At 67.7% G+C, this 12133-nt stretch carries 10 protein-coding genes; 3 read left to right on the top strand and 7 right to left on the bottom strand.

Annotated elements, in window-relative coordinates:
- Positions 1 to 48 precede the first annotated feature (48 nt).
- The 7 genes from IEW24_RS27540 to IEW24_RS27510 form a co-directional block, all read right to left on the bottom strand.
- A complete protein-coding gene (locus IEW24_RS27540; RefSeq protein WP_188584133.1) occupies positions 49 to 1203 on the bottom strand; it encodes a DegT/DnrJ/EryC1/StrS family aminotransferase in 1155 nt (384 codons plus the stop codon).
- Positions 1204 to 1308: 105 nt separating this feature from the next.
- Entirely contained in the window at positions 1309 to 2298 is a 990-nt protein-coding gene (locus IEW24_RS27535) for a Gfo/Idh/MocA family protein (RefSeq protein ID WP_188584132.1), read from the bottom strand.
- Positions 2299 to 2613: 315 nt separating this feature from the next.
- Positions 2614 to 3252, bottom strand: coding sequence for an outer membrane protein (locus IEW24_RS27530; RefSeq protein WP_188584131.1), 639 nt, complete (start codon positions 3250 to 3252; stop codon positions 2614 to 2616).
- A gap of 309 nt (positions 3253 to 3561) precedes the next feature.
- Positions 3562 to 4269, bottom strand: coding sequence for an outer membrane protein (locus IEW24_RS27525; protein ID WP_188584130.1), 708 nt, complete (start codon positions 4267 to 4269; stop codon positions 3562 to 3564).
- A gap of 208 nt (positions 4270 to 4477) precedes the next feature.
- A complete protein-coding gene (locus IEW24_RS27520) occupies positions 4478 to 5107 on the bottom strand; it encodes an outer membrane protein (protein ID WP_188584129.1) in 630 nt (209 codons plus the stop codon).
- 137 nt (positions 5108 to 5244) lie between these two features.
- A complete protein-coding gene (locus tag IEW24_RS27515) occupies positions 5245 to 6675 on the bottom strand; it encodes a cyclic nucleotide-binding domain-containing protein (RefSeq protein WP_188584128.1) in 1431 nt (476 codons plus the stop codon).
- Between the two features lie 7 nt (positions 6676 to 6682).
- On the bottom strand, positions 6683 to 8821 hold the full coding sequence (locus IEW24_RS27510; RefSeq protein WP_188584127.1) for an adenylate/guanylate cyclase domain-containing protein: 2139 nt from the start codon (positions 8819 to 8821) through the stop codon (positions 6683 to 6685).
- Between the two features lie 151 nt (positions 8822 to 8972).
- Between IEW24_RS27510 and uvrC the strand changes: the two genes are divergently transcribed.
- The 3 genes from uvrC (at position 8973) to moaD (ending at position 12133) form a co-directional block, all read left to right on the top strand.
- Positions 8973 to 11159 (top strand): excinuclease ABC subunit UvrC, encoded by a 2187-nt coding sequence (gene uvrC, locus IEW24_RS27505; RefSeq protein WP_188584126.1) that lies wholly within the window; start codon positions 8973 to 8975, stop codon positions 11157 to 11159.
- Between the two features lie 93 nt (positions 11160 to 11252).
- On the top strand, positions 11253 to 11885 hold the full coding sequence (gene pgsA, locus IEW24_RS27500) for a CDP-diacylglycerol--glycerol-3-phosphate 3-phosphatidyltransferase (RefSeq protein WP_188584125.1): 633 nt from the start codon (positions 11253 to 11255) through the stop codon (positions 11883 to 11885).
- Positions 11882 to 12133 carry a molybdopterin converting factor subunit 1 gene (gene moaD, locus IEW24_RS27495; RefSeq protein ID WP_188584124.1) on the top strand — a complete coding sequence of 84 codons (252 nt, stop codon included), beginning with the start codon at positions 11882 to 11884 and terminating at the stop codon, positions 12131 to 12133. The genes pgsA and moaD overlap by 4 nt, the downstream gene beginning before the upstream one ends.

Here is a 12133-nt window from a genome sequence, read left to right as displayed (position 1 = left end):
CGCCGCCCGGAGGCGGCGGATCGGTCTCACATCAAGGGGGGCTCGGCGTCACTTGCCGAGCGCGCGACGCACGGCGGCGATGATCTTGTCCTGCGTCTCGGCAGCCAGATAGGCGTGCATGGGCAGGCTGATCACTTCGGCGCACAGGCCCTCGGCCACCGGCAGGCTCTCGGCCGCCGCCGGATACTGCGCATAGGCCGGCTGGCGGTGCATGGCGATGCGGTAATAGACGGCGGTGGGAATGCCCTCCGCCTGCAGCGCCTTGGCGAGCGCATCGCGCAGGCCGGGGGCGAGGCGGATGGTGTACTGCGCCCACACCGAGGTGGCGCGCTTGTCCACGAAGGGCACGATGGCCACATCGGCCAGCGCCTCGTTATAGCGGCGGGCGACAGCCTCGCGGGCGGCGATCTCCTCCTCGAAGATGGCCAGCTTCTCCAGCAGCACCGCCGCCTGGATGGTGTCGAGACGCGCGGTCATGCCGATGCGCACGTTCTCATACTTGTCCACGCCCTGCCCGTGCTCGCGCACGCTCTTCAGCACCGCCACGAGGTCGGCGTCATCGGTGAGGATGGCGCCGCCGTCGCCATAGCAGCCGAGCGGCTTGGCGGGGAAGAAGGAGGTGGCGGTGGCATCGCCGATGGAGCCGGTGCGCTTGTTGTTCCAGGTGCCGCCAAAGCCCTGCGCGGTGTCGCAGAGCACCTTGAGGCCGTGCTTCTCGGCAATCGGCAGCAGCGCGTCATAGTCCGCCGGCTGGCCGAACAGATCGACGGGGATGACCACCTTGGGGGTCAGGCCCTTCTCCTTGGCCACCGCAACGGCCTGCTCGAAGCTGGCCGGATCCATGTTGAAGGTGTCCGCCTTCACATCCACGAACACCGGGGTCGCGCCCACCCACGGCACCACTTCCGCCGTGGCGCAGAAGGTGAAGGCCGGGCAGAACACCGCATCGCCGGGGCCGACGCCCCAGGCCATCAGCAGCATGGCCAGCGCATCCGTGCCGCTGGAGCAGGAGACCGCATACTTGGCACCGGCGAAGGCGGCCAGATCGGCCTCGAACTTGGTCACTTCCGGGCCGTTCACGAAGCGGCAGCTGTCCAGCACCGCCTGCACGGCCTTGTCCACGCCGGCGCCGAGACGGGCCTTCTGGGCGGCAAGGTCGATGAAGGGGATGGGCGAGGCGAACGCCGGGGCAGGCGAAGTCATGGCTCGGATGTCCTTGATGGAGCCCACGCGCGCGGAAAGGCGCGGAGCGGAATATCGGTCAAAGCGGCGGGCCTCAGGCCCGCCTTTTCAGATCCCTGAAGGAGATCAGCCGGCGCGGCGCACCTTGGCGCGCTCGGCCGCTTCCACCCGCTCGGTCAGGCAGGCGATGGCGATCTCGAGGCTGGCGACGCCCTCGTCGCCGCTCACCGGCGCCTCGCTCTTGGTGCGCACGGCCTCAAGGAAGCGCGACAGCTCGGTGCGCAGCGGCTCCGCATAGGCCACGGGCAGGTGGCGCATGGAGTAGGAGCCGTCCGGGCGATAGTCGAAGCACTCCGTGACCTGACGGGTCAGCAGGTCGCCGATCACGTATTTCTTGCGGGTCGCCACATGCACCGTGCGCGCCTTGAAGGGCGTCAGCCAGTTGGTGTTGATGTGGGCCAGCACGCCCGAGGCGGTGCGGAACTGGAGCAGCGCGATGTCCTCGCGCTCCGCCAGCGCGCTGGAGGTCTGCGGCTGCACTTCCACGATGTCCGAGCCGGTGAACCAGCGGATCAGGTCGATGTCGTGCACGGCAAGGTCGATCACCACGCCCACGTTGGACATGCGCGGCGGGAAGGGGCCGACGCGGGTGATGGCGACGGAGAGCAGGTCCTCGCCCTCGATGGCCTTCTTGACCGCCTGCACCGCCGGATTGAAGCGCTCCACATGGCCGACCATGAGGGTCACGCCCTTGGCCTTGGCGGCGGCGACGATCTCCTTGCCCTGCTCCACGGTGGAGGCGACGGGCTTCTCCACCAGCACCGAGCAGCCGGCGTTGATGACGTCCAGCGCCACGGAGTGATGCAGATGGGTCGGGGCGGCCACGATCACCGCGTCGAGGCCGAGGGCCAGCAACTGGTGATGATCGGCCACCGCCTGGCAGCCGAGAACATCAGCCACGCGCTTGGCCTGGGCCTGGTCGGGATCGGCCACCGCCACCAGTTCCGCGCCGGGCAGTTCCGCCAGCACGCGCGCATGGTTGGACCCCATGATGCCGATGCCGGTCACGCCGACACGCAGGGGGGACACTTCGGAGGCAGCCAAATCACGAGCCATTTCAGCCCTCTTCTTCCAGACCGACGAAGCCGGCAGTCGAATCGACCGCCCTGCGCTTTCGCCTTTTACACATTGATAGAGAACGTCTTTCTGCTTTGAATGCGCACAATCAAAGCAGCACGTGCCCTAAGTCCGGTTCGGCTCCTATCATGGGCCTCGGGGCCAAAGCGAGGCGCAGCCGCCGTTTCAGGCCGTTCCAGCCGTTCAACAATTGCATCCGCGTGTTACCGCGCCCGCAACGAAAAGGGGACGCGGCCTGCACCGCGTCCCCTTCGGGAAAGACTTGCAACCGGCGGCCAAGGGCCACCCGCTTGCTCAGAACTTGTAGTTCACGCCAAGGCGTGCCGTGGAGCTGTTCAGCCCCGCCTCGCCCAGCAGACCGTCGTAATTGCTCTTGCCGAAGTCGGTGTAGAGATACTCGGCGCGGGCGGTCCAATTGTTGGTCAGCGCATATTCCACACCCGCACCGGCGGTCCAGCCGGTCAGCGTGTCCGACTGGCTATAACCCGGCGCGGTGATCTTGTTGTTACCCCAGGCGAAACCGCCGGTCACGTAGGGCAGCACGCGGTCGAAGGCATAGCCGAGGCGGGCGCGCACGGTGCCGAAGCTGTCCATCTTGGACGAGGCGAAGGCATTGCCGCCGCCGATGTCGGCCGCCTGCACATCGGCTTCAAGGCCGATCAGCATGTTGTTCTGGAACTGGTAGTTGTAGCCGACCTGACCGCCTGCCAGCCAACCGTCCGGACTGCTGGCGAAGCTGTCGGCGACGCCGGTGCCGGAGCCCCAGGCATAGCCGGCGTTCGCGCCGATATAGAAGCCCGTCCAGGAAAACACCGGGGGCGCGGCGCTGACGATCGGCGCCGCGACCACGGGCGCGCGAGCCATGTCGGCCGCCATCGCAGGCGCCGCGAACAGGGCGCTCGCAAGGACACCCGAGACAAGGAACGGCTTCATGACTGCACCCCTTTGCCGTGTTTCATTCCGGCAGAGGATCACCCAGGAGGCCGGCAAGGCGATGGCTGACCCAAGGCAAAGCCGTGGCACGGCCTTGATCTCTCGGTGACAGGCCCGGCACGGAAGAGGCACCCGCGCAACAGCCGTTGCCGCATCGCAACACGGCAGTCCCCGACACCTGCAACCTGAACGCGAAGCCGGCAAACCGGTGCCCATGCCAGGCAGCATGGCACCCGCCCACCGGGCGCGCAAACAAAAAGGGCCCCGGACTTTCGTCCGAGGCCCTCTCTCAAGCCGTGAGGCTTAAGATCAGAACTTCCAGTTCACGCCGGCCTTCACCACGCTCATGTCGAACGAGGTGCTGACGGTGGACAGGTTGAACGGGTTGGTCAGGGTGTTGCCGTCCAGATCGACGTACAGGTACTCGAGCTTGGCGGTCAGGTTGTTGGTGATGGCGTATTCGACGCCAGCGCCGATCGTCCAGCCCCAGTTGGTGGAGCTGTTGTCGAAGCCGTAGAACGTGCCGTTGTCGATCTTGCCCCACGCGGCGCCGCCGGTGACGTACGGCAGCCAACGGTCGAAGGCATAACCCACGCGAGCGCGGATGGTGCCGAAGTAGTCCAGCTCGCCGCCGGCCACGGAGTTGGTGCCGACGAGCGGGCCGGTGAAGATGCCGTTGCTGCCGCCGACGCCGGTCCAGTCGATGTCGGCCTCGATGCCGAGCACGACGTTGTTGGCGAACTGGTAGTTGTAGCCAGCCTGCAGACCGGCAACCCAGCCGTCACCGCCGCCCACGTCGTAGGACGTGGTGAAGCCGAGCGGCGAGGTGTAGTCGTAGCTGTTGTTGGCCCAGGCGTAACCGACGTTGCCGCCGATGTAGAAGCCGGTCCAGGAGAACACGGGAACGACCGGAACAACGGCCTTCACGGGGTAACGGGTGGCGAGGTCAGCCGCGGAGGCGGCGCCGCAGCCGAGGATTGCCAGGGCGGAGACCCCGGCGAGAGCGCGCTTCAACATGAGAACACCTTTTTTCGACGAAGAACCAGAATGACACGGACCATACATCGGTTGACCCACCTCCGTCTGTGACCCTTGGGCAACACAACCTCCGGAAAGGGGGGCAAAATTGCGGCATACAGTCCATATCGGGACACAATTTGTGGCCCCATCGGCGGCGGGATGCCTCTTTTTCAGCATTCTGAACAGCCCGCCGCCAGTTAACGGATCAGAAACGATAGTTCACGCCAGCCCGAAGTACGCTGCCGTCATAGCCAGCTGACGTGGGGCCGAACCATGATCCATAAGTAGAATCGCCGAGATCGACATACATATACTCGGCACGGGCGCTCCAATTACGATCCAATGCGTATTCCGCACCGGCACCCAAGGCCCAACCCCAGGATGTCTGGCTGTTGCTCAGACCCGCCACCTGATATTCGCCCTGGCCATAGGCGGCACCGAGGGTGCCGTACACGAGGATACGATCGGACGTGATGCCGGCGCGGGCGCGGATGGTGCCGAGATTATTCAGCTTGAAGGGCCCGTCGCTCTGGCCGGACCAGTTGAAGTCGGTTTCCACGCCAACCATGAAGGGCGAGCCCGCGAACTGCAGGTTGTAGCCGCCCTGGATGCCGCCCACGAAGCCGCTGGGCTCCATTCCCGCCGCAGAACCCCAGCCGTAGCCGGCATTGGCGCCCACATAGAAGCCGGTCCAGGACGGCAGCGGCGCCGCCTGCGCGGGCGCATAGCCGTAGCCATAGCGGCCCGAGAGATCGGCCGCGGCCGAAGGTGTCGCAACCATCGGGGTCGCCGCCAGGGCAAGGCCAGCCAGCCCGGCAAGGAAGCGGGTGTTCATACGCATCTCCTCATCAAGGGCGAGACCAACACTTCGCCCGATGGAGACGACTTAGAGCCTCAATGGCAAAGGAAACATCGCCAGCCGCCCGCCATGCGCGGGCGTGGTGAATCGGGAGTGAATCGACCGGCCGGGACTCAGGCGCCGCGCCCGGCCGCCAGCGATTCGGACAGGGCCGCGCTGTGCGCCTCCACCACCAGATCCACCGCCCGCGCCAGCGCCGGCGCACCTTCCAGCAGGCGCTCCATGGCCGCCACCGGCATCAGCAGCAGGCGCACGTCGCTTTCCGCCACCACCCGCGCCTGCGCGGCCGCACCGCGGAACATGTCGCGCGTGGCATAGAGGTCGCCGGCCGAGAGGTGCTCCACCAGCGCACTGCCGCCGGCGGGCAGCACCACCCGCGCCTCGCCCGACAGGAACATCAGGAAGCCCGGTGCCACCGCCCCGGCCCGCAGGATGCTCTCGCCAGCCGCATAGACTTGCAGCCGGGCGGCAGAGGCCAGTTCCAGAAGCCCCTCGGAGGCGGGTCCGAACGCCCCGCTGGCGGCCAGCGCCTCTGCCCGCAGCTGCGGCGTGTCCGCACCGTAAAGCTGCTCATGGTCGTGGTCGCCGCCGCCGATGGCGAGGCCGTGGCGCTGCCCCACGTACCAGAGGCGATGGAAGAAGACGTCCCGCGCGGCGGAGACCTGCGTGGCGTCGGCCACCAGGAAGCTCACATTATAGAGCATGCCGTCCGCGCCCGCCTCGCTGATGCGGCAGGAGAGCCTGGCGGGATCCACCAGTTGCGGCACGTCGAGAGCCGCTTGGCGCAGGGCCTGCTTGGCGGCATCCGGAGCAGCGGTGAGCGGCAGCAGCACCTTGGCCTGCACCCCCACCGGCTGGCGGGCGCGGATGATGCGCATGGACTGGCCGGACATGTTGGCGCTGGGGATGACCACCCGCTGGCCGCTGAGCGTCTCCACCGTGATCGCCCGCCAGTCGATCTGCACCACTTTCGCCGGCGCATCGTCGATGGTCAGCCAGTCGCCGAGCCCGAAATGGCGGCCGGAGAAGACGATGACGCCCGCCACCAGCCCGCCGATGACATTCTGCAGGGCGAGGCCCAGCACCACCGAGCCGATGCCCAGCGCGCCAAGCAGGCTGCCGAGGTCCACATCCCAGATGGTGGAGACGATGATCGCCGCCCCCACTGCCACGATGGCGGAGGACGCCAGCTCATAGAACAGGCGCGGTGCCGGCAGCCGGTTCACCTGCTCGCTGAAGGCGACGATGAGGCTTTGCAGACTGGTGAACACCGCGTGCAGCAGCAGGATGCCCACCGCCGTGTCCACCACCTTCACCATGAGGCCGTCCGGTGGCAGGTGCAGCAACTGGTGGACGATGATCCACAGCACGCCCGCCGGCAGCACGATGGCCTGCAACAGCCGCATGGGCCGGCGCAGAGGCGAGCCGGGCAGCGCGAAACGCCGCGACAGCTCGATCAGCACCACCGTCAGCAGCGGGAAGCCGAAGACGATCAGCAGCGTCCAGCGAAACTCGGTGACATGGTGCTCGACGCCTTCGAACATGGGCGCCTCACGCCGCCGGCTGGGCGCCGACCGGCGCCTGCCACGTCTCCACGTGGGTTTCGTCGAACAGCTGGATGTCCGGCATGCGGGCAAAGCCCTCCGGATCGCCAAGCTGCTGGCGCACGGCGGCGGTCACGCGCATCGAGCCCGGCTCGGCCTCGAAGACGATGCGCCGGGCTTCCAGCATGGTGAGGCCCCACACGTCGTAGAGCATGCGGTGGCGACCCACGATGCCGATTTCCGCATCCCCCAGCGCCAGCCCGGCGCGCACATCCAGCGGCAGATCATAGAGACGCGACAGCCGGTCCAGCGTGGCGCTCACCTGCTGCACGAAGGCGAGGCTGCGCTGGGCGGCGTCGAGGCGCGGCGTTGAGAGGCCGCAGGCGGCGATATAGGTCTCGCCGATGGTGCGGATCTTCTCGAGGCCCGCACTGGTGCAGGCCTCGTCGATCTCGCTCACCACCGCGTCGATGCGGGTCAGCGTGTCGCCGGAGGCTCCGCCCACGAGGCTCTCGAAGCCGTCGATGACCAGAACAACCATGCAGACATTGCGCACGCGCTCCGAAAAGCTCTCCTCGCCCATGCGGATGCGGTCGGCGATGAGGTCCGGATAGAAATTGCGCAGCAATTGCTCGTAGGCGGCGGTCTTCTGCTCGATGCGGGCCGAGCGCTCCGCGATCTCCCCCGCCATGGCGTTGAAGGCGCGGGCAAGATCGGAGAATTCGTCCCGCCCCTTCACCGGGATGCGCACGCTCTCGTCGCCCGCCGCCAACTCGTTGACCCCGCGCAGCACGGCACGGATCGGCCGCGTGAACACGCTGGCGAGCACCACCGACACGCCGGTCAGCAGCACCGCCGCCAGCGCCGCCACGAGGCGGATGGAGCCCTGCAGATCGCTCACCGGCACCATGGCCTCGGCTTCGTCCTGCTGGGCGACGACGACCCAGTGCAACCCGTGCACCGCCACCGGCGCCCAGGACGCGAGGGTCTGAACGCCCCGGTAGTCGGTGACGATCATGGTGTTGGCCTGCCCGTGCTGGCCATCGCGGGCGCCCGTGGTGCTGATCCTCTGGAACAGCACGGCGGAATTGAAATGCTTGATGCGGGCGATGGTCTCCGCGCTGACGCCAGTATTCGTCAGCGCCTTGTAATAGGCCTCCGGATCCTCGATCTGGAAGCGGGAGGGCGAGCGCATCAGCAGATCGCCCGCGCCCACCAGATAGACCTCGCCGGTGCGGCCGAGGCCCGCCTCCACCCAGTGGCGGTCATTGGTCATGAGACTGTTGACCTGCGCGCTCGACAGTACCCCGATCAGCACGCCCACGAGCGTGCCGTCGGCGAACACCGGCGCGGCGACGAAGGCGGTTGGCCGCAGCCCGGCGGGCACATAAGAGGAATAGTCCTCCAGCACCGTATGGCCGGGCACGCCGCCGCCCTCCAGCACCCGGCGGAAGGCACGGGCCGCGCCAGAACTTGAGAGGTGGCCGGTGAGCAGGTTCGCGCCGAGATCCGTGCGCTTGGCCACCGTATAAACGACGTTGCCGGTGGCGACATCGACCAGCAGCATGTCCTCCAGCGCGTGGGTCTCCACCGCCCGGCGGAAGAAGGGCTGGAACTGGGCCACCGCTGCGTCATAGGCGGACGCCGTGCCCCCCGGCCCCGAGGTCACGCCCGTTTCCTTCACGCCGCCGGTGCCGACCGGATCGGGATTGCGCCGCACATAGGCGTCCTGGAGGGCGAGGCCCGCCGGGCTCGCGGGCAGGAAGCCGCGCGGCACCAGCGGCGCATCCACGAGGCTGGCGAAGGTGGGCAGGAATTTGTCGCGGTAATAGGCGTCCAGCGCGGGGCTGGCGGTGGCCGGAGCCCCCTGCCCCAGCTGCGCGAAGGCGGCGGTGAAGGCCTGCACGCCGGCCATGCTCGGCGTGTCCTGCGAAATGTCGCTGAAGTCCTCGGACACGTCCTTGAACCACGCCGTCACCTGCTGGGTCTTGGCGGTGCGCAGGGTGGTGAGCTGCTCGAAGATGGTCGCCTTCAGCGTATTGATGCCGCTGCGCAGGGACACATAGCTCGCCACCACCAGACAGCCGAGGCCGCAGAACAGCAGCATGGCGAGAATCTTGGAGCGGATGGAGAGGAAGCTGAACATGGGTATTCCGGCGGATGCGCGGGGCCGATTGGTACCCGGTTCTGCCGCAAAGTCCATGCGTTTCAACGCCGGAAGGCTCATCCGCAGCTAGGTTCGGGACAGCCTCAAAGCCCCACTGGCCCTTGCCCGCAGGAGTGCCTACCTTCCGCCCATGATGTCACGCCCCCCGCTCGACCAGCCCGACGTTACGGAAGGTCTGGACGCCCAAGATACCGAAGACGACGCCGTACTGCTCCTGGCCGAGGACGAAGCGGACGAGGCCGAAGTCGCCGAAGGCCCGCTCGCCACCGGGCGCGCGGTGATCGCGCGCGCCGCCAAGCACGCGCCCATGGGGCCGGGCGTCTACCGCATGCTGGGGGCGGACGGCACGGTGCTCTATGTGGGCAAGGCCAAGAGCATCAAGAAGCGCATTCTCAGCTACACGCGCCTCATCGGCCACACCAACCGCATCGCGCGGATGATCTCGGCCACCGCCAGCATGGAGTTCGTCACCACCGGCACCGAGCCGGAGGCGCTGCTGCTGGAAGCCAACCTCATCAAGCAGCTGAAGCCGCGCTTCAACGTGCTGCTGCGGGACGACAAGTCCTTCCCCTACATCCTCATCACCGCCGACCATCCGGCACCGCAGATCCTCAAGCATCGCGGCGCGCGGACCAAGCCCGGCGACTATTACGGGCCGTTTGCCAGCGTGTGGGCGGTGGACCGCACCATCAACGCACTCCAGCGCGCCTTCCTGCTGCGCTCCTGCTCGGACAGCTATTACGAGAACCGCTCGCGTCCCTGCCTGCTCTACCAGATCAAGCGCTGCTCCGGCCCCTGCACCGACGAGATCGCCCCCGCCGACTATGCCGAGCTGGTGCGCGAGGCCCGTTTCTTCCTCGCCGGGCGCTCCCGCGCCATCAAGGAGGAACTGGCCAGGGAAATGGAGGCCGCCGCCGAGGAACTGGAGTTCGAGCGCGCGGCCCGCCTGCGCGACCGCCTCGCCGCACTCTCCGCCGTGCAGGGCACGCAGGGCATCAATCCGCGCTCGGTGGAGGAGGCGGACGTGTTCGCCTGCACCCAGCAGGGCGGGGCTACCTGCATCGAGGTGTTCTTCTTCCGCACCGGCCAGAACTGGGGCAACCGCGCCTATTATCCCCGCGCCGACCGCTCGCTGGACGAGAAGGACGTGCTCGGCCCCTTCCTGTCCCAGTTCTATGAGGACAAGCCCGTCCCGCGCCTCATCCTCCTGAGCCACGATGTGGAGGAGCAGGACCTCATCGCAGAGGCCCTGTCGCAAAAGAGCGAATACAAGGTGGAGATCGCCGCCCCCAAGCGCGGCGAGAAGCGCGATCTGGTGGACCACGCCCTGCAGAACGCCCGCGAGGCGCTGGGCCGCAAGCTCGCCGAGACGGCCACGCAGGGTAAGTTGCTGGACGGCCTCGCCGCCGCCCTCAAGCTGCCGAAGACGCCGCAGCGCATCGAGGTCTATGACAACTCCCACATCATGGGCACCAATGCGGTGGGCGGCATGATCGTGGCCGGTCCGGAAGGCTTCCGGAAGAGCCAGTATCGCAAGTTCAACATCAAGTCCGCCGACCTCGTGCCCGGCGACGATTACGGCATGATGCGGGAGGTTCTGCGCCGCCGCTTCTCCCGCCTGCTGAAGGAAGCGCCCCGTGCAGGCGCGCCGGCGGCCGAGGGCGAGACCGCCATCGCGGCAGCGGATACCCCGGCTCCCCCCCAGCCCGCCCCGGCTCCCCCCGGCAAGGCCATCGAGGACAAGGAGAACTGGCGCACGCGCGGCGAGCCGGGCGAGATTCCCGTGGATGCCACCATGCCCCCCACGCCCCTTGCCCCCACCCCCGCCGAAGTGCAGGAGGCCGCCGACGAGGCGTCCCCCTGGCCTGACCTCGTGCTGATCGACGGCGGCCTCGGCCAGCTCAATGCCGCGCGGGTGGTGATGGATGAACTGGGCATCACCGACGTGCCGCTGGTGGGCATCGCCAAGGGCCTCGACCGCGAAGCGGGGCGGGAGCAGTTCTTCATTCCCGGACAACAGCCGTTCCGCATGGAACCGCGCGATCCGGTGCTTTATTTCATCCAGCGCCTGCGCGACGAGGCCCACCGCTTCGCCATCGGCTCGCACCGCGCCCGGCGCAAAAAGGACATTTCGGACGCCGGCCTGCAAGCCATCCCCGGTGTCGGCCCCACCCGCAAAAGGGCGCTTCTGCGGCACTTCGGTACCCTTAAGGCCATCGAGCGGGCATCGCTTGCGGATCTTGAGCAGGTTCAGGGCGTAAATGCCTCGACGGCACGGGCCATCTACGAGTATTTCCATGATCGCATCGGCGCGTGAGGCGGCCTCGACCTCGCCGGCTTTGCCGCGCACAGTGTCCCGCACACGCTCTCCGAAACCGGCGCCCCGCCGCGCAATGACGAGCCCCAAGGCATGGCCGAAGCAGTGACCCGACCATCCTCTCCCGCACCGGCGCGGAACCTCGCCTTCTCGCTGCCGAACATTCTCACCTATTCCCGCTGCGCGGCGGTGCCGCTGGTGGCGGCCTGCCTGTTCTGGGCCGACTTCCTGCAGGGCGGCTTCGTGCTGCGCTGGGTGGCGCTGGGCCTGTTCGTGGCCGCCGCCGTCACCGATTTCTTCGACGGCTATCTGGCCCGCGCCTGGTCGCAGCAATCGGCCATCGGCCGCATGCTGGATCCCATCGCCGACAAGCTGCTGGTCTCCACCTGCCTCCTGATGCTGGCCTTCGACGGCACCATCCGGGGCTGGTCCATGTGGGCGGCGGTGGTGATCCTGTGCCGCGAGATCCTTGTCTCCGGCCTGCGCGAGTTCCTGGCCGAGCTGCGTGTGAGTGTGCCCGTCTCCCGCCTCGCCAAGTGGAAGACCACGCTCCAGCTGGTGTCCGTAGGCTTCCTGCTGGCAGGTCCTGCGGGTGACAGGCTGGTGCCGGGCGTGACGCTCGCCGGGCTGGTGCTGCTTTGGGTCTCAGCGGTCCTCACCCTCTATACGGGCTATGATTATTTCCGCGCCGGGGGACGCCATCTGGTGGCAGGAGACAATCGGTGAAGGTGCTCTATTTCGCCTGGCTGCGGGAACGCGTCGGGCGCGCCGAGGAAGAAATCGAGGTGCCGGCCGGCATCACCACCGTGGCTGACCTCGCCGGATGGCTGAAGGCCAAGGGCGGCGGCCACGCCTATGCCTTCGAGAACCCCGCCGTGGTGCGCGCGGCCCTCGACCGCCGCCATGTGAAGCCCGACGCCCCGCTGGGGGATGCGCGCGAGATCGCCTTCTTCCCGCCCATGACCGGGGGCTGA

The sequence above is a fragment of the Azorhizobium oxalatiphilum genome (assembly GCF_014635325.1).
GTDB classification, from domain to species: Bacteria; Pseudomonadota; Alphaproteobacteria; order Rhizobiales; family Xanthobacteraceae; genus Azorhizobium; species Azorhizobium oxalatiphilum.
Note: the sequence above shows the minus strand (reverse complement) of the source record. Positions and strands in the feature narration are given on the sequence as shown.

What these genes read in the sequence shown, in the direction of transcription:
- pgsA (WP_188584125.1), top strand. Translation starts at nt 11,253, where the DNA reads ATGGCCGAAGCAGTGACCCGACCATCCTCTCCCGCACCGGCGCGGAAC.
- IEW24_RS27510 (WP_188584127.1), bottom strand. Translation starts at nt 8,821, where the DNA reads ATGTTCAGCTTCCTCTCCATCCGCTCCAAGATTCTCGCCATGCTGCTG.
- IEW24_RS27530 (WP_188584131.1), bottom strand. Translation starts at nt 3,252, where the DNA reads ATGAAGCCGTTCCTTGTCTCGGGTGTCCTTGCGAGCGCCCTGTTCGCG.
- IEW24_RS27535 (WP_188584132.1), bottom strand. Translation starts at nt 2,298, where the DNA reads ATGGCTCGTGATTTGGCTGCCTCCGAAGTGTCCCCCCTGCGTGTCGGC.
- IEW24_RS27540 (WP_188584133.1), bottom strand. Translation starts at nt 1,203, where the DNA reads ATGACTTCGCCTGCCCCGGCGTTCGCCTCGCCCATCCCCTTCATCGAC.
- IEW24_RS27525 (WP_188584130.1), bottom strand. Translation starts at nt 4,269, where the DNA reads ATGTTGAAGCGCGCTCTCGCCGGGGTCTCCGCCCTGGCAATCCTCGGC.
- IEW24_RS27520 (WP_188584129.1), bottom strand. Translation starts at nt 5,107, where the DNA reads ATGAACACCCGCTTCCTTGCCGGGCTGGCTGGCCTTGCCCTGGCGGCG.
- IEW24_RS27515 (WP_188584128.1), bottom strand. Translation starts at nt 6,675, where the DNA reads ATGTTCGAAGGCGTCGAGCACCATGTCACCGAGTTTCGCTGGACGCTG.
- uvrC (WP_188584126.1), top strand. Translation starts at nt 8,973, where the DNA reads ATGATGTCACGCCCCCCGCTCGACCAGCCCGACGTTACGGAAGGTCTG.